15 protein-coding genes are annotated in these 16,021 nt (G+C 60.6%); 4 read left to right on the top strand and 11 right to left on the bottom strand.

What is annotated here, in order from left to right; all coding sequences use genetic code 11:
• Positions 1-9: 9 nt before the first annotated feature.
• Positions 10-2,214: an OsmC domain/YcaO domain-containing protein gene (locus L0962_RS13480; RefSeq protein ID WP_234086974.1), complete on the top strand. Its 2,205-nt coding sequence runs from the start codon at positions 10-12 to the stop codon at positions 2,212-2,214.
• A gap of 16 nt (positions 2,215-2,230) precedes the next feature.
• On the opposite strand, the gene L0962_RS13485 is transcribed toward L0962_RS13480, so the two are convergent.
• Genes L0962_RS13485 through dksA form a run of 8 tightly spaced genes read right to left on the bottom strand, consistent with a single transcriptional unit; the run spans position 2,231 to position 8,735 of the window.
• Positions 2,231-2,818, bottom strand: a complete 588-nt coding sequence (locus L0962_RS13485; protein ID WP_234086975.1) for a DUF3299 domain-containing protein — start codon at positions 2,816-2,818, stop codon at positions 2,231-2,233.
• Complete coding sequence (locus tag L0962_RS13490; protein WP_234086976.1) at positions 2,815-4,098, bottom strand: ABC transporter permease; 1,284 nt, start codon at positions 4,096-4,098, stop codon at positions 2,815-2,817. The genes L0962_RS13485 and L0962_RS13490 overlap by 4 nt, the downstream gene beginning before the upstream one ends.
• A complete protein-coding gene (locus L0962_RS13495; RefSeq protein ID WP_234086977.1) occupies positions 4,095-4,745 on the bottom strand; it encodes an ABC transporter ATP-binding protein in 651 nt (216 codons plus the stop codon). Before L0962_RS13495 ends, L0962_RS13490 begins: the two co-directional genes overlap by 4 nt.
• Positions 4,746-4,762: 17 nt before the next feature.
• The gene (locus L0962_RS13500; RefSeq protein ID WP_234086978.1) at positions 4,763-5,260 is read right to left on the bottom strand and encodes a DUF2796 domain-containing protein; all 498 of its coding nucleotides are present in this window, start codon (positions 5,258-5,260) and stop codon (positions 4,763-4,765) included.
• A gap of 46 nt (positions 5,261-5,306) precedes the next feature.
• Positions 5,307-6,647 (bottom strand): dihydroorotase, encoded by a 1,341-nt coding sequence (locus tag L0962_RS13505; protein ID WP_234086979.1) that lies wholly within the window; start codon positions 6,645-6,647, stop codon positions 5,307-5,309.
• A complete protein-coding gene (locus tag L0962_RS13510; RefSeq protein WP_234086980.1) occupies positions 6,644-7,237 on the bottom strand; it encodes a 6-carboxytetrahydropterin synthase in 594 nt (197 codons plus the stop codon). The genes L0962_RS13505 and L0962_RS13510 overlap by 4 nt, the downstream gene beginning before the upstream one ends.
• Positions 7,231-8,316, bottom strand: coding sequence for a GTP-binding protein (locus L0962_RS13515; RefSeq protein WP_234086981.1), 1,086 nt, complete (start codon positions 8,314-8,316; stop codon positions 7,231-7,233). The genes L0962_RS13510 and L0962_RS13515 overlap by 7 nt, the downstream gene beginning before the upstream one ends.
• A gap of 8 nt (positions 8,317-8,324) precedes the next feature.
• Positions 8,325-8,735 (bottom strand): RNA polymerase-binding protein DksA, encoded by a 411-nt coding sequence (gene dksA, locus L0962_RS13520; RefSeq protein ID WP_234086982.1) that lies wholly within the window; start codon positions 8,733-8,735, stop codon positions 8,325-8,327.
• Positions 8,736-8,871: 136 nt separating this feature from the next.
• On the opposite strand from dksA, the gene L0962_RS13525 reads away from it, so the two are divergent.
• Positions 8,872-9,306 (top strand): Fur family transcriptional regulator, encoded by a 435-nt coding sequence (locus L0962_RS13525; protein ID WP_234086983.1) that lies wholly within the window; start codon positions 8,872-8,874, stop codon positions 9,304-9,306.
• Positions 9,307-9,595: 289 nt separating this feature from the next.
• Here L0962_RS13525 and L0962_RS13530 read toward each other — a convergent pair whose 3' ends face one another.
• The 3 genes from L0962_RS13530 to L0962_RS13540 are packed head-to-tail and all read right to left on the bottom strand — an operon-like array spanning position 9,596 to position 12,969.
• Positions 9,596-11,719: a DEAD/DEAH box helicase gene (locus L0962_RS13530; RefSeq protein WP_234086984.1), complete on the bottom strand. Its 2,124-nt coding sequence runs from the start codon at positions 11,717-11,719 to the stop codon at positions 9,596-9,598.
• Entirely contained in the window at positions 11,719-12,642 is a 924-nt protein-coding gene (locus L0962_RS13535; RefSeq protein WP_234086985.1) for a DUF1837 domain-containing protein, read from the bottom strand. The genes L0962_RS13530 and L0962_RS13535 overlap by 1 nt, the downstream gene beginning before the upstream one ends.
• A gap of 21 nt (positions 12,643-12,663) precedes the next feature.
• Complete coding sequence (locus tag L0962_RS13540) at positions 12,664-12,969, bottom strand: DCL family protein (protein ID WP_234086986.1); 306 nt, start codon at positions 12,967-12,969, stop codon at positions 12,664-12,666.
• Between the two features lie 599 nt (positions 12,970-13,568).
• On the opposite strand from L0962_RS13540, the gene L0962_RS13545 reads away from it, so the two are divergent.
• Both L0962_RS13545 and aas read left to right on the top strand, forming a co-directional pair.
• Positions 13,569-13,880 carry a helix-turn-helix transcriptional regulator gene (locus L0962_RS13545; RefSeq protein ID WP_234086987.1) on the top strand — a complete coding sequence of 104 codons (312 nt, stop codon included), beginning with the start codon at positions 13,569-13,571 and terminating at the stop codon, positions 13,878-13,880.
• Positions 13,880-16,021, top strand: a complete 2,142-nt coding sequence (aas, locus tag L0962_RS13550) for a bifunctional acyl-ACP--phospholipid O-acyltransferase/long-chain-fatty-acid--ACP ligase (protein ID WP_234086988.1) — start codon at positions 13,880-13,882, stop codon at positions 16,019-16,021. Before L0962_RS13545 ends, aas begins: the two co-directional genes overlap by 1 nt.

A 16,021-nucleotide genomic window follows, 5' to 3' on the forward strand; every position in this document is an offset into this window, starting at 1 on the left:
GGAATCCCCATGGAAATCAAGGTCAATTTTCTCGACAAGCTTCGTCAGGAAGCCAAATTCGACGACTTCACGGTCATCGCCGACCAGCCCATCCGCTACAAGGGCGACGGCTCGGCGCCGGGGCCGTTCGATTACTTCCTGGCCTCGTCGGCCTTGTGCGCGGCTTATTTCGTCAAGCTCTACTGCGACACGCGCAACATCCCGACCGAGCATATCCGCCTGTCGCAGAACAACATCGTCGATCCGGAAAACCGCTACAAGCAGACCTTCAAGATCCAGGTCGAGCTGCCGCCGGACATTTCGGCCAAGGACCGGCTGGGCATTTTGCGCTCGATTGACCGGTGTACCGTCAAGAAGGTGGTGCAGACCGGGCCGGAGTTCATCATCGAGGAAGTCGAGAATCTCGATGCCGACGCGCAGGCGCTACTGACCATCAACCCGGACGCCGGCACCCAGACCTTCATCGCCGGCAAGGATCTGCCGCTCGAACAGACCATCGCCAACATGTCCGGCCTGCTCGCCGGGCTGGGCATCAAGATCGAGATCGCCTCCTGGCGCAACCTGGTACCCAACGTCTGGTCGCTGCACATCCGCGACGCGCATTCGCCGATGTGCTTCACCAACGGCAAGGGCGCCAGCAAGGAAAGCGCGCTGGCCTCGGCGCTCGGCGAATACATCGAGCGCCTGAGCTGCAACCATTTCTACAACGACCAGTTCTGGGGCGAGGAATTCGCCAACGCGCCCTTCGTGCATTACCCGAACGAGCGCTGGTTCAAGCCCGGCAAGAAGGATGCGCTGCCCAAGGGGCTGCTCGACGACTACACGCTGGAAATCTACAACCCGGACGGCGAACTGCGCGCCTCGCACCTGTTCGACACCAACTCCGGCAATACCGAGCGCGGCGTCTGCGCGCTGCCCTACGTGCGCCAGTCGGACGGCGAGACGGTGTATTTCCCGACCAACCTGATCGACAACCTCTTCCTCAGCAACGGCATGAGCGCCGGCAACACGCTGGTCGAGGCGCAGGTGCAGTGCCTGTCGGAAATCTTCGAGCGGGCAGTGAAACGCGAAATCCTCGAAGGCGAAATCGCGCTGCCCGACGTGCCGGCCGAGGTGCTGGCCAAATATCCGGGCATCGTCGCCGGCATCGTGGAACTGGAAAACCAGGGCTTCCCGGTGCTGGTCAAGGATGCCTCGCTCGGCGGCCAGTTCCCGGTGATGTGCGTGACCCTGATGAATCCGCGCACCGGCGGTGTCTTCGCCTCCTTCGGCGCCCATCCCAGCCTGGAAGTGGCGCTCGAACGCAGCCTCACCGAACTGCTGCAGGGCCGCAGCTTCGAAGGCCTCAACGACTTGCCGAGGCCGACCTTCGAGAGCAACGCCGTCACCGAGCCGAACAACTTCGTCGAGCACTTCATCGATTCGAGCGGCGTGGTGTCGTGGCGTTTCTTCAGCGCCAGGGCGGATTACGACTTCGTCGAATGGGATTTTTCCGGCCAGGGCGAGAATTCCAACGCCGACGAGGCCGCCACCCTGTTCGGCATTCTCGCCGACATGGGCAAGGAAGTGTACATGGCCGTCTACGACCAGCTCGGCGCCAACGCCTGTCGCATCCTGGTGCCCGGCTACTCGGAAATCTACCCGGTCGACGACCTGATCTGGGACAACACCAACAAGGCGCTGGCCTTCCGCGCAGATATTCTCAACCTGCACCGCCTCGACGACGCCCAACTGGAAGCGCTGCTGGAGCGCCTGGAAGAGAGCGAGCTCGACGACTACACCGACATCATCACGCTGATCGGCGTCGAATTCGACGAAAACACCGACTGGGGCCAGCTGACCATCCTCGAACTCAAGCTCCTCATCAACCTCGCGCTGCAGGATTTCGAGGCGGCCAAGGAGCAGGTCGAAGCCTACCTGCAGTACAACGAAAACACCGCCGAGCGCGGCCTGTTCTACCAGGCGGTCAATGTGGTGCTGGAAGTGCTGCTCGACGACGAACTGGAATTGGAAGACTACGAGCCCAACTTCCGCCGCATGTTCGGCAACGAGCGCATGGACGCGGTCATCGGCTCAGTGGATGGCAGCATCCGCTTCCACGGCCTGACGCCGACCAGCATGAAGCTGGAAGGCCTGGACCGCCACCAGCGCCTGCTCGACAGCTACCGCAAGGCGCACGCGGCACGAGCGAGGGCGGCGGGGATCGGCAAATAGTCCTCGGGTCCTCTCGTCACGGTCGCTTGAACAGGTAGCGTTCCAGCGCGTCGGCCTGCATGCGGTAGCCGTAAACGCCGATTCCGCTGTCGCCGCGGGCGATCTGCAGGGTGCCGCTGATCCAGAAGGCATCCATCATCTGCAGCCCGCGCATCGGCTTGGCGAGCAGCACGTGAATCGCCTGGTTGGCCGGCGGCGGTGGTGTATGGATGCAGGCGCCGAAATAAGGGACGAGCAGCAACTCCAGAATCTGGTCGCCCTGGCGCTCGAGGGGAATGATGAAACCCGGGATGCGAATCCGCTTTCCCGCCAGCCGAGGTTCCACCGGCGCGGCATCCCAGGCGGTGCGCATTTTCTCCAGCAGGGCCTGGGCACGGGGGTCGCCATCCTTCAGGCGGTTCAGGTCGAGGTGCTTGAACGCCGCCATCGGATCCCAGTCCCGGGGTTGCAGTTCTTCCCACTGCATCTCGCGATACGCTGTCCGGGTTGGCGTCGCTGGCGGTTTCAGTCGTTCGCCGATGCGCTGGTCCTGCGCCGGCAGACTGTTGGCACCGGTGATCAGCAGCAAGGCCAGGCATAGCGACGTCAGTTGCGGGCTGTTCATAATCTCGGTGTCAGGCCATCGGCCAGCGCCTGGCGGCTGGCTTGCCAGGCGGGGAGAAGCCCGGCCAGTGTGGCGGTGGCGACGATGGTGGCGATCAGGCGGATTTCATCGCCGCCGGGAAACGACGATTGCAGCACGATCCCCCAATGCTGTACCAGCCAGGGGGCCAGCAATCCGCTGCCCAGCGTCAGTAGCAGGAGGCCGCCGAGCGCGCCGCTCAGGCCGAGCAGCAGATTTTCGAGCAGGAGCAAGATGGCGATCTGCGGCAGTCCGGCGCCGAGCGTACGCAGAATGGCCAGTTCGCGCCGCCGTTCGCCCAGCCCGGCCAGCATCGTCGCCAGCAAGCCACTCAAGCCGAGCGCCAGGATCAGCCAGGACAGTCCCCGCAACAGTGTCTCGCCAAAGGCCAGGTTCTGCCATAGCTGATCCAGCACCACGCCGGGCAGCACGGCCTGCAGCGGCTCGTCCTTGAAGCCTGCGATGCGGCGCTGCAGCCCGAAGACGGCGGTGCGGTGATGCAGGCCGATCAGGAAGGCGGTGATTTCGCGCGGCGTCAGGTCGAATTTGCCGACCTGCTCGGCGGGAATCGAGAGGCCGGGCAAGGGCATGCCGCCCTGCCAGTCCAGGTGGATGGCTTCGATTGCCGCCAGATCGACATGCACCGTCCGGTCGACCGGTGTGCCGGTCGCTGCCAGGATGCCGACCACGGTGAAGGGCTTGCCGGCGTGTTCCAGGCCGGGCAGGGCGCCGGTGCCATGGCTGAGCAGGATCGCCTGGCCGAGACGGTAACCCAGTCGCGCCGCGACTTCCGCGCCGAGGACGGCTTCGAAGATGCCGTCGCGCCCGGCCGCGAAAGCGCGTCCTGCGGCCAGGGCCAACGGGGTTCTCAGACCGTAGCGGAAATGCCGGAAATAGTCGGCGGTGGTGCCGAGTACCGGGTAGCCGCGATGTGAATCGCCGAGCGACAGCGGAATGCTCCAGGCCACGGCCGGATCGGCCGCAATCTGCCGGTAGCTTTGCCAGGCGATGTTGTTGCCGGGTTCGCCCAAGTGGAAGACCGAATGCAGCACCAGTTGCAGCGGGCTGCCGCGCGCGCCGACGATCAGGTCGCTACCCGAGACCGACTGGGCAAAACTCTCGCGGGCGTCATGGCGCAAGCGTTCGACGGCGAGCAGTAGCGTGCTGGCCAGCACGATGGCGATCAGGGTCAGGCCCAGCGTCGCGCGCCGGTTCCAGGCGCTGGCCCAGGCCAGCGGGATCAGGAAACGCCAGCGGGTCATGCCGGCAGCGCCAGACTGTTGTCGAAATGCCTGGCCAGCGCCGGATCGTGGCTGACGAAAACCAGCGCGCTGCCGTTGGCGCGGGCCTCGGCGAGCAGCAGCTCGACGAAGGCGGCCTGCCGGGCGGCATCGAGTGCCGAGGTCGGTTCGTCGGCGATGACGATTTCCGGCCTGCCGATCAATGCCCGTGCCGCCGCCACCCGCTGTTGCTGGCCGACCGACAACGTGTGCGCCGGCTGCCGGTACAGCGGTGGCGCGATGTCCAGTTGCGCCAGCAAGTCGCGGGCCGCTGCGGTCGCATCGCCGGCGCGGCGGGCGCGACGGACGGAAAACCGGCAGGGCAGCAGCACGTTGTCGAAGGCCGACAGATACGGGATCAGATTGAACTGCTGGAAGATGAAGCCGACATGGTCGGCGCGCAGTGCATCGCGGCGGGCGGCGGAGAGTGTCCGGAGCGGCTGCCCGAGCACCTCGATCTGGCCGGCCTGCGGCGTCAGCACGCCGCCGATCAGGTTCAGCAAGGTGCTTTTGCCACTACCGCTCGGCCCCTGCAAAAACAGGCTTTTGCCGCGGTCGACCGCAAGTTCGGGCAGATTCAGGGAAAAGCCATCTGCGCCCGGCCTGCGGAACTGCAGCTGACGAATCATCAGGGCAGGTGCTCCCGTCACCAGCGGAACCCCGTCCGGGCGGGCGTCAGCATGTCGGACTGCTGTCCCCGAGGGCCGGCAAAGTCGAGCCGGATCCGCTTCAGCCGGGGAAATTCGGCGAACAGCTGCGTGCGCACCGCGCGCAGCTCGTCCGGGCGAGTGCAACGCCAGCGGTAGTCAGCGTCCAGGTCGACATGGGCGGCCTCGCGCCGGCCGGCGAAAAGCGGCGATGCGATCTCCGGCGGCAAGGCCTGGCAGCGGGCTTCCGGTGTCAGGTCGAAGAGTTTTTCGGGCGCCTCGAGCTGCGCTTTCAGCGCCGCCACCGCCTGTCTTTCTCCGGCTGTCCGCGGGAAATGTTCGAAGCCGAGCAGATTGTCGAGCGGGCTGTCGAAATGGATCAGCAGCGTTTCGCCCTCGAGCGCGATTTCCAGCCGGGCTTCGCCATGCACATGCGGTGGCGCGGCGGACAGCGACGAGGCAAACAGCAGGGCGATGGCAGGGAGCAGGTGGCGCATGGGATTTCCTTTTCGTGCCGACGGGCTGGCGCAGGGCTGGTTGCGGTCAACCGGCGAAATCGGGCAAAAACGCCAGTGCCCGGCCGCGGCAATCGCTACGCAGTTGTCCGGCGTGCCAGGCGATCCGTCCGGACACGACGGTCGTCGCGACACGGCTGCGGAAGCGCCGGCCGGCGAAGGGCGACCAGCCGCAACGGCTGAGCACGGGATCGTCCGGCGCATCGACGTCGCGGTCGCCGATCAGCACCAGGTCGGCCCAGTAGCCCTCGCGCAGGTAGCCGCGTTCGGCGATGCGGAACAGGTCGGCGACGCGGTGACTGGTTTTGGCGACCAGGGTCGGCAGGTCGATGATGCCGTCGTGCACCAGGCCCATCAGACCGGGCAGCGCGTGCTGGGCGAGCGGCAGGCCGGCCGGCGCCTGGAAGTAGCGGCCGGCTTTTTCCTCCAGCGTGTGCGGCGCGTGGTCGGTGCCGATGACGTCGAGACGGTGGCTGTTCAGCGCGGCGCGCAGGGCGTCGCGGTCGGCCTGTGTCTTGACCGCCGGATTGCATTTCAGATGACTGCCCAGCCTGGCATAGTCGCGCTCGTCGAACAGCAGGTGATGGGCGCAGACCTCGGCGCTGATCCGCTTGTCGGCCAGCGGCAGGTCGGTGAAGAGTTCGAGTTCGCGGGCGGTCGAAATGTGCAGCACGTGCAGCCGCGTGCCGTGCTTTTGGGCCAGCGCCACGGCGAGCGACGAGGATCGGTAGCAGGCTTCGGCGTCGCGGATCAGCGGATGGGCCGAGAAGGGCACGGCATCGCCGTGCGTTTTTCGCCATTTCTCCTCGTTGACCGCAATCGACGGCGTGTCTTCGCAATGGGCGAGCAGCAGGGTCGGCGCGCAGGCGAACAGGCGTTCGAGTACGGCCGGGTCGTCCACCAGCATATTGCCGGTCGAGGCGCCCATGAACACCTTGATGCCGGCCACTTGGCGCGGATCGACGGCAGCGACGGCGTCGAGATTGTCGTTGGTGACGCCGAAATGAAAGGCGTAGTTGGCCAGCGAGTCGCGGGCGGCGATGGCCTTCTTCTCGGCCACGGCAGCCATCGACAGTGTCGGCGGCCGGGTGTTGGGCATGTCCATGAAACTGGTGATGCCGCCGGCGACGGCTGCCGCCGATTCGCTGGCAATGCAACCCTTGTGCGTCAACCCCGGTTCACGGAAATGGACCTGGTCGTCGATCATGCCGGGCAGCAGCCACTGGCCGGCGGCATCGATTTCCTCGTCGGCCGTTGCGTCGATGCTGGCCGCGATCTTGTCGATACGGCCATGGCGAACCCGCAGATCGGCTTCGACGATGAGCCCTTCGTTGACCAGGCGGGCGTTGCGGATGAGCAGAGTGGTCATTGTCGCGATTCAGCCGTGCCGAGGATTGACTGGCGCTCGCCGCGCTTGAGCCGTTCGAACAGATCGGGATCGGGCCAGGCCTGGCGGATGGCGTCGGAAAATTCGATGTCGTCGAGCGCGATCGGCCCCATGCGCGGATTGATCGCGTCGTCGCGGAAGCACTGGGCGTAACCGGTTTCGGTTTCGTGGACGATGACCGAATGCAGGCGCACGTCGGCCTCGCCGTTGCTCATCTCGGTCAGTTCGAGCAGTCGCTCAACCAGCACGAAGAACAAGCGCGAGAACTGCTCGGCACTGGGCGAAACGGGAATCCGCACCCAGCGTTCGGAAAAGCGCTGGCCGGCGGCGATGTACTCGGGGTCGTCGCCCGACCAGAGCGCAACGGCGTGATCGAAGGCGTCGATCAGCGTGTGCGCGCCGCACTTCAACAAGCCGAAGTCGTAGACCATCTGGCCGCGGTCGAGCGCAAAGGCTTCGAGCAGCAGCTCGACCTTGTACGAATGGCCGTGCAGCGAGTGCGAACAGCGGCGTGTACTGCAGCCGCGCACGATGTGCGCATTCTCGAAGCGGAACAGCTTGCGGATCAGCATGCCGCTTTCGTTTCGCCGACGTCGCGGGCACCGCAGAACATGGCGAAGGCCTGTTCGATCATGCTTTGCGGAATGTCGCGGACGATGAACACCAGGCGACTCCGTCGATCATTGTAGGGCGCCTCGCCCGGCCATTCGTCGAGCCGGGCGTACGGGTACATCACGTGCTGCACGCATTGCACGATGCGGGGCTTGTGATCGCCGACGACATTGAGCAGACCCTTGATGCGCAGGATGCGGTCGCCCATGGTGTCGAGCAGCGTTGCCACGGCATCGGCAAAGAAGACCCATTGCAGCGGTTCGTCGAAGGTCAGGGCAAAGCTGTATACGTGGGCGTCGTGGCGGTCGACGTCGTGATGGTGATGATGCTCGTGCGCCTTGCGCCGCTCCTCGCGCACCTTTTCCTCGGCCAGCCAGCCGGCGACGTCGGGCGATTTGCGGCGCGGATCATAGAGCCCGCAGTCGGTCAGTGAGGCAACGGCAAGCTCGCCGCGCCGTACGTAGATCTGCGCGGCGGCGGGATTGAGCCGGGTCAGCATGGCGCTGACTTCAGCCAGTTGCCCGGGCGTGGCCAGGTCGCACTTGCTGAGCAACAGGCGGTCGGCCATCGCCACCTGTTTGACCGGCTCCGGATGACGGGCCAGTTGATCGAGTAGGTGGGTGCTGTCGACGACGGTGACCACGCCGTCGGTACGGAAGCGCTCGGCGATGAAGAAATCCTCCATCAGCGTGAAGATCACCGGCGCCGGATCGGCCAGACCGGTGGTTTCGATGATCACCCGGTCGATCGGCGGCAGTTCGCGGCGCAGGCTGCGCATGAACAGCTCCCCCAGGCTCCGGGTCAGGTCGCTGCGCACGGTGCAGCAGATGCAGCCGGAATCGAGCAGGACCAGATCCTCGTCGATTCTGGTCACCAGATGGTGGTCGACCGCAACACTGCCGAATTCGTTGATCAGCACGGCGGTGCGGGCCATCTCCGGCTGCTTCAGCAAGTGGTTGAGCAGCGTCGTCTTGCCGGCGCCGAGAAAGCCGGTGAGCAGGGTGACCGGGATGCGCCGGTCGTGGTCGGTATGGTTCATGATGGCCTTCAGTCGCCGAATTGGCGTTTACGTTGTTCGCGGCGCTCCTGCGCCTCCAGGCTCAGGGTGGCAGTCGGCCGGGCGAGCAGGCGGGCGATGCCGATCGGCTCGCCGCTTTCCTCGCACCAGCCGTAACTGCCGTCGTCGATGCGGCGCAGCGATTCCCGGATCTTCTTCAGCAGTTTGCGCTCGCGGTCGCGCACGCGCAGTTCCAGCGTGTGTTCTTCCTCGCTGCTGGCGCGGTCGGTCCAGTCCGGCGTGGCCGCGTTTTCCTGCAGATGCTGGGTGGTTTCCTGCGCCGCGTCGCGCAGAGCCTTCTCTTCCGCCAGCAGGCGCTCACGAAAGAACGCGAGTTGCCGGGGGGACATGTAGTCGTCTGCCGGCGCCGACAGCAAGGCCGCTTCGGTCAAGGGGGACATGTATGGTTTCTCCGTTTCGGCGACGCCGGGAAAGGCCGGGCGTTCGGAAAACAAATGCAATGTTATAACATTGCATTTGTCGCTTCCAGCGTCCGCTGCCTAAAATCCGTCCATGCCACGAAAAATATCCCCGCCCATGCTTGAATGCGCCGAGTTCGTCGATCGGGCCGCCGAACGTTGCAAGGCCCGCGGTGCCCAGATGACGCCGATCCGCCGGGATGTCTTGAGCCTGCTGCACGCCAGCGAGCACGGCCTGAAGGCCTACGACCTGCTGGCCCGCATCAAGGCGCTACGCAGCAACGCCACGCCGCCGACCGTATACCGGGCGCTGGATTTCCTGATGGAACAGGGATTGGTGCACAAGATCGAACGACTCAACCAGTTCGTCATCTGCCGCCATGAGTCGCACCAGTTCCCCGGCGTGTTCATGGTCTGCCGGCGCTGCGGAAAACTCAGCGAATTGCAGGATCCGGCGCTGATGGCCGCCTTCTCGCGCAGTGTCGAGCGCAGCGGCCATCACCTGGCGTGCCACGAACTCGAAATCGCCACGATCTGCCCGGATTGCCGCTGAGTTTGCGATGGGCTTGAGCGACGCCCTCCGGCGTGCTGGCAGCGGTCTCGTTCGCGGCTTGGTTTTTCGCAACGCAACTTGAGCTGCGGCTTATCCCGTCACCATGTAATCGCTGGAAGTTTTGCGGACACCATCGGATGCATGGCTGATTGAGTGGCTTCCGTTCTTCGGCCTTAGCGGACTGTGGCCCTCGAAATGCAAATGGCCGTTCTGGTGACAGAGCGGCCATTTGTGTTTTGAAAATACAGAAGATAGCTTTCGGCAGCCTGCTATATACCCCGATAAATCATCATTGTGCAGGAGCCTCAACTGCTCTTAGTTGTTGCGGGGCAATACCATCGAAGAAGTAGTCCAAGACATACCTATCGAACGAATCAAGCCCCCCTACTTTCCCGATGATATCGGGCTGTATCTCACGCAGAAAATTGATTGCTGAATGAAGATCTAGCTTTTCATCTTCGAAATTTACGAGACCAGAGGCGTGAATTTTCTTTGCCAGCATGCGTGGCAATCCATACTCTTCAAGCTCCATTACGCACGACGGCAGGAAAGCCTTCGACAGTCTGGCAATGAAGGGAGAGATATCCACCTTGTACTCCGGAGTCATTTCCTTCTGAATGACATTGATGTCGTTCAGCAATGCAGTCAATTTAAACGTTGCATTGCGCTCCATCTTAAAAAACGCCTCGATCGTTACGTCGTGCTCCGATAGCTGCTCCAGCAGATCAGGAATCGAAAGGGTCCAATTGCCAGACAACGCTCTTACAAATTCAGCGAATTTCGTGTGAGAAGCATCCCATCCACCAGGAACCAGTTTCAGGACTTTACAGAGCGTCCAAACCCAATAGTCGTTTGATGGAGCATATAGGTTGGCAAGTGCTCTTACCAATTTGGAGTCATTCCTGATTGCAAATGCAATTGCGGTAATCAATTCCGTGTCGCTTGAAATCAACGCACCTTCGTTCCGCATGCGCTCAAACGACTCATCCCCCATGATCTGAGCCATCTCCTCCTTGTAGTGCAAGAGCTTTGCCAACTGCTCTTTGGTCAGTTCCTGCTTGTATTTCTCGTCATCTACATCAGCAAGCAACTCGTCAGGGAAGGTCAATTCAAGCTGGGTATCAGCAGCAGCGGGAGGCTCTTCAAGGATATAAATCTTGCCGACGAAGTGCCTGAACATTCTTCCACCTCGCCCAATGATATTGCGATAGGTGAAATCATCGAGTTTCAGGTGTGCTTTCTTGTTACTCCAGACAATGACGTTCTCCGCCGAGGTATTCACCCCCTCAATGATTGATGAGGTTGAAACCAGCGTTTGTAGCCCGTCCTTCTCCTCTTCGAAGAGTCGAACCTGTATCTGACTCAAGGAGCGATGAAGCTGTCCTGTATGGATGCCGACCCCTCGTTTAACCAAATTGGTCAGTTTCCAGTTCGGGTGATAGTTCGTCGAAAGCCAGGCGGAAAAGTCGGAGAGCAGCGGACTATCCTCCTTGTCGGTGTTGTCGATCAGCAATGTGGTTACGCTATCAACGCCAGGGTAGGAGCCTGCGTAAATCAGAGACTTGGTTTCGTGTTTCCCCAAAATCCTGAGAAGTGCATCGTTTTTCTTCTGCACATCCTTGTTGATGTCCTTGAACTCTTCATGTTTCTCAAGGAACACCGTATTGAAATCCATACGCAGGAAGGTCATACCCTTCGTGAAAGGGTTGTCGTTCAAGTCGGCGATGTTCGGTGCCAAGTAATATTTCTGTGCTGCCTTCTCTCCCAGCTTGAGCATGGCTTTCAAGAGGGCTGGCGACCTTTCCTTGTCGAAGGCACGGCTCGCCTTATAAAACTCATCGACGACCAGCAAGTCCAATTGTTCAAGCTTGTCACTGTAGTGAATCGCCCTTTCCTGCGGGAAGATGAGGATGTTCTTCTCGCCGAGTTCGACCTCCGATGTCGTCACAATTTTGTACTCGGCAGAAAACTTTTTGCTTAATCTACGTCTGGTTTCATCGGTCAGTGCGATGGTGGGAACCAGAATCAGAACGTTTTTAGGTTTCTTGATTGCGATGTAGGCATCAATGATCAGGCTTTTGCCAAAGCTTGTAGGAGCACTGACAGCAAGGTCGTCGCCATCCAGAAGGTGTTTTAGGACTAACGACTGCTCACTGTGTAGCGTGACAGGCTCATCCTGTCCGATGTCCACCTTGAAAGATTCATAGACGAATCTGTCTTGCCAACTCGATGTCTCAGGTTCGAGATAGGGAAACAGCCCTGACTCTCGAATAAGGTGGTTCAGCAACGGGGTGTAGGCTTGTTCTGTTTTGCCAAGAGTATCAAGCAGGCAAATAAGGCGGTTTCTTGCTTCAATCTCCTCGTTAGCTTGCAGTAAGTCATTGATGGCGGAGCATTCCTCGAAGATATCCATCACCCGTTATCCTTGTAAAAAGCAACAGCTTTCGTGAACTGATCAACCAGTTCTTGCCTATCTGGAACGGGAAGCAAAATGATGTGAAATTTGATAGATGAATACTTCGAGACCTTATCCGCAAGCGTTTCAATTTGCTTCTTGAAGTAGGCAGTCGCTCGGTCAAGGTGCTGCTCTCGAAGCTTCGCCCTATATTCGTCATTCATCTCCTTGGTACCTGCCGTTATTGAGCACTGATGCAAAAGCAGGATGGGGATATGTAGGATTGGCTTGATGTTGTCCATCGAATTGTCGGGCGACAATGCAAGCTTAATCTTGGCAGCCAGCGCCTTGTTCTCAACAAGTCGGTCTACCTCTGCCATGTTGGTGATGATGCTGTTTTCTTTTTTCAGCTTCTCTGTCAGCAGTGAGTTTCCGACTGACTTGACGATGGATGCCAACCTTGCGTCTTCTATGCTGTTGTAAAACTTTGCCTCCCCAAACCAAAGCGAAAAAGCATCGTTACCCTCTATAACAATATGAACGCTATCTGCCCCTTTGGCATTGTCTTGAACATTTTGCTTGTAGAAAATCTTGGGGACGATGGGCAATGCCTTGTAGTGGTGGTGCATGATTCCATAGAGGACAATTTCGGCAAGTTCACTTCCCTTCCCCTTGTCGTCCTCCTTGTCGGTCAGCCGCAAGTTCATGGCAGCCTCTCGTAGAGTCGAATCACTCTTGCCTGCCAACTTTTCTCGCTCTTGTACCGTTAGTGCTGTCAAAGCGATGTTGTCCCAGACGAAACTATTGAATTTTCTTCGTCGCCACTTCTCATCCTCAAAATCGTTAGCCAGGCTCAAAACGGTTTTGTTGTCGACGGGAGCAAGCTCTGTGCCCTGAATCAGATTCAGGTAGTTGTCGTTGATGAGAATTTCAAAGTGCATCGAGGTCATCCAATCAAAAGGTCAGTCGCCTTTTTGCGTCACGCATTTCTTGTATGAGAAGCCTTCCTTGGTTCCATCCAACAACACCGCACAAAAGCACTGAGAACCGAATTTTTCTGGCATAACCTCGAAATAATTTACGCCAGGACCAACTTTTGATGAATAGCTCGGGTGTCTCTTAAACAGTTCTGCGAGATGAGTGGAATCCTCGGGTGAAACGATTTCACCAGGGATATAGCGATTAAGCATTTCCTTGAAAAAGGCATGGGCTTGGGTTTGATTGCCAAAGCTGATTGTTTCGAGAACTACTGATTTCCCTCTTGCCATTTCGTCCTCCACTGAGCGAATTCAAAGATTTATCTGGGCTATGTTACCTCGAATTGTTCGTCATACACCCTGGCAGGGGGGCATAGGGAACTTCAAGCCAGTTCTAGTTCAGTTGTCGAAGACCTCGACGGCAACCTATGCATGAATTTCTGGATTGACTGTTCAGTCTCGGAAGTCAGACATTTGCCCATTGGAAGCCAATATCTCTTCGGGTTCTGGGCCGTTCTTCACTGAAGAGGAAAGCAGTCATTGAGTACGATCAACTACCGAGTGACAGCTAACTATCGCAAAGCTGCCTGGTTCCAAGCACTACCTCAAAGTCGGCTCCGGTCGATATCCAGCCTAATAAGAGCGCCATTCTAGATTGGGCTCTAGTTGGTTTGAAAAGTAGGGCTTCTCAACGGTGTCTGCGAAACTCCAATTTTCTGATTTGCCGAATTCTGCAGCTCTTAGCGGTTGATAACCCTTGGAAACCATTGTGGCACCGATGTTTGCTATCTCGACCTAAGCTGCGAAAGTCTCAACTTAAGCTGCGGACGAGAGAAGGGATAGATCGAGACCGTTGACGAAATCATATCGATGTAACTAAACTTATCGATATGAAATCCGACTACACCCAAACCATCCCGCCCGAATGGCGCCAGATGTCGAAGATTTTCGTTGCCCTCGGCGACGAGCATCGGCAGCGCATCCTGTTGTTGTTCGAGCCGGGCGAGCGCCTGAATGTCGGGCAGATCGCCGAAGTCTCCACGCTGGCGCGGTCGACCGTCTCTCACCACTTGAAAGTGCTGCACGAGGCCGGCGTGCTGGCTTCGGAAAAGATCGGCAAGGAGGTCTGGTTCTGGATCGACCGGCCGATGCTGGAAACCACGTTCTCCAACGTTCTCGATTACCTGAAGGAATCCACCTGATGCGAGCCCTGTTGCGTCCGCTCCTGCGCTTTCTCGCGCGTCTGCTGTTCCGTGTCGACGTGCAGTTTCACCAGTCCGACTTCTCGCACCGCAAGCTGCTGATCGTTGCCAATCACGAGTCCTTTCTCGACGGTCTGCTGATCGGGTTGTTCCTGCCGATCGACCCGGTCTTCGTCGTGCATACCGGCATTGCCCGGCAATGGGGCTTTCGTCTGCTGCTGTCGCAGGTCGATTACCTGGCGGTCGATCCGACCAGTCCGATGGCGATGAAGCAGGTGATCCGGCTGATCGAGTCCGGCCGGCCGGTGGTCATTTTCCCGGAAGGGCGGATCACGCTGACCGGCTCGCTGATGAAGGTCTACGACGGTCCGGCCTTCGTCGCCGCCAAGACCGGTGCGACGGTGATTCCGGTGCGTCTGGACGGTGCTTCGCGCACCTATTTCTCGCGCCTGTCCGGCAAGTATCCGAAAGCCTTTTTCCCGCAGATCCGGATGACCGTGCTGCCGGCTGCGCATTTTCCGATGCCCGAGGCGTCGACCGCAAAACTGCGCCGGCGCAAGGCCGGTGAGCAGATGCGCCGGCTGATGCAGGAAATGATCTTCGCCTCCCGCCCGCAGCAGACGCTGTACGACGCCCTGTGCGACGCGGCCGAGATCTTCGGGCCGAAACGCCGGCTGCTCGAGGACATGAAGCAGATCGAGTATTCCTACCGCGACCTGCAGAAAATGGCGCTGATCCTCGGCAGGCAGATCGAGCGCATCACCCGGGTGGATGAGCGGGTCGGCCTGCTGCTGCCCAACCTGGTGCCGACCATCGGCCTGATCTTCGGCCTGACCGCCCGGCGGCGGGTGCCGGCGATGCTCAACTACACCGCCGGCACCGACGCCATGCAGGCCGCCTGCACCGCGGCAGAAGTGCGCACCATCATCAGTTCGCGCGCCTTCGTCGAGCAGGCCAAGCTTGCCGACAAGCTGGCCGGTCTGCAGGCGGTCGAACTGGTTTATCTGGAAGACATCCGCGAGCGTATCGGGCTGGCCGACAAGCTGTGGCTGATCCTGTGGGCGATCCGCTTCCCGCGTGCCTTCGAGCTGCCGGCCTCGCCGGAGGATGCGGCGGTGGTGCTGTTCACGTCGGGTTCCGAAAGCAAACCGAAGGGCGTCGTGCTGCCGCACCGGGCGATCCTCGCCAACATTGCGCAGGTGCGGGCGGTGATCGATTTCTCGGTGGACGACAAGGTGCTCAACGCCCTGCCGATCTTCCACAGTTTCGGCCTGACCGCCGGTGCGCTGCTGCCGGTGCTGACCGGCGCCAGCCTGTTCCTCTACCCGTCGCCGCTGCACTACCGGGTGATCCCGGAAGTCGCCTACGACCGCAGTTGCACCGTGCTGTTCGGTACCTCGACCTTCCTCGCCAACTACGCCAAGTTCGCGCATCCGTACGATTTCTACCGCTTGCGCTACGTCGTGGCCGGTGCCGAAAAGCTGTCGGAAGCGGTGCGCAACCAGTGGTTCGAGAAGTTCGGCATTCGCATCTTCGAAGGTTACGGCGCGACCGAGACGGCGCCCGTTCTTGCGGTCAACACGCCGATGGCCTACAAAACCGGCACCGTCGGCAACCTGCTGCCGGGCATCGAGCACAAACTGCTGCCGGTGCCGGGCATCGCCAACGGCGGCATCCTGCACGTGCGCGGGCCCAACGTCATGGCCGGCTACCTCAAGGCCGACCGGCCGGGCGTGCTGCAGGCGCCGACCTCGGATGCGGGCGACGGCTGGTACGAAACCGGCGACGTGGTCGACATGGACGACGAAGGCTTCGTGAAGATCGTCGGCCGGGTCAAACGCTTCGCCAAGATCGCCGGCGAGATGGTCAGCCTGGAAGTCGTCGAGAAACTCGCCGTCGCCACCTCGCCGGACAAACCGCATGCCGTGTCCAGCCAGCCCGATGCCGCCAAGGGCGAAGCGCTGGTGCTGTTCACCACCGACCCGCTACTGACCCGCGAGGCGCTGGCCGGCAAGGCGCGCGAGCTCGGCGTCCCGGAACTGGCGGTGCCGAGGAAGATTCAGGTGGTCGACGCGCTGCCGCTGCTCGGCACGGGCAAGATCGATTACGTGACGCTGAAGCAGATGGCGGAGGCGGCGTAA

This window comes from Azonexus sp. R2A61, assembly GCF_021401135.1.
Classification (GTDB): domain Bacteria; phylum Pseudomonadota; class Gammaproteobacteria; order Burkholderiales; family Rhodocyclaceae; genus Azonexus.

Coding starts and splice junctions, on each gene's coding strand:
- L0962_RS13480 (WP_234086974.1), top strand. CDS start 10: ATGGAAATCAAGGTCAATTTTCTCGACAAGCTTCGTCAGGAAGCCAAA.
- L0962_RS13485 (WP_234086975.1), bottom strand. CDS start 2,818: ATGAACAGCCCGCAACTGACGTCGCTATGCCTGGCCTTGCTGCTGATC.
- L0962_RS13490 (WP_234086976.1), bottom strand. CDS start 4,098: ATGACCCGCTGGCGTTTCCTGATCCCGCTGGCCTGGGCCAGCGCCTGG.
- L0962_RS13495 (WP_234086977.1), bottom strand. CDS start 4,745: ATGATTCGTCAGCTGCAGTTCCGCAGGCCGGGCGCAGATGGCTTTTCC.
- L0962_RS13500 (WP_234086978.1), bottom strand. CDS start 5,260: ATGCGCCACCTGCTCCCTGCCATCGCCCTGCTGTTTGCCTCGTCGCTG.
- L0962_RS13505 (WP_234086979.1), bottom strand. CDS start 6,647: ATGACCACTCTGCTCATCCGCAACGCCCGCCTGGTCAACGAAGGGCTC.
- L0962_RS13510 (WP_234086980.1), bottom strand. CDS start 7,237: ATGCTGATCCGCAAGCTGTTCCGCTTCGAGAATGCGCACATCGTGCGC.
- L0962_RS13515 (WP_234086981.1), bottom strand. CDS start 8,316: ATGAACCATACCGACCACGACCGGCGCATCCCGGTCACCCTGCTCACC.
- dksA (WP_234086982.1), bottom strand. CDS start 8,735: ATGTCCCCCTTGACCGAAGCGGCCTTGCTGTCGGCGCCGGCAGACGAC.
- L0962_RS13525 (WP_234086983.1), top strand. CDS start 8,872: ATGCTTGAATGCGCCGAGTTCGTCGATCGGGCCGCCGAACGTTGCAAG.
- L0962_RS13530 (WP_234086984.1), bottom strand. CDS start 11,719: ATGGATATCTTCGAGGAATGCTCCGCCATCAATGACTTACTGCAAGCT.
- L0962_RS13535 (WP_234086985.1), bottom strand. CDS start 12,642: ATGCACTTTGAAATTCTCATCAACGACAACTACCTGAATCTGATTCAG.
- L0962_RS13540 (WP_234086986.1), bottom strand. CDS start 12,969: ATGGCAAGAGGGAAATCAGTAGTTCTCGAAACAATCAGCTTTGGCAAT.
- L0962_RS13545 (WP_234086987.1), top strand. CDS start 13,569: ATGAAATCCGACTACACCCAAACCATCCCGCCCGAATGGCGCCAGATG.
- aas (WP_234086988.1), top strand. CDS start 13,880: ATGCGAGCCCTGTTGCGTCCGCTCCTGCGCTTTCTCGCGCGTCTGCTG.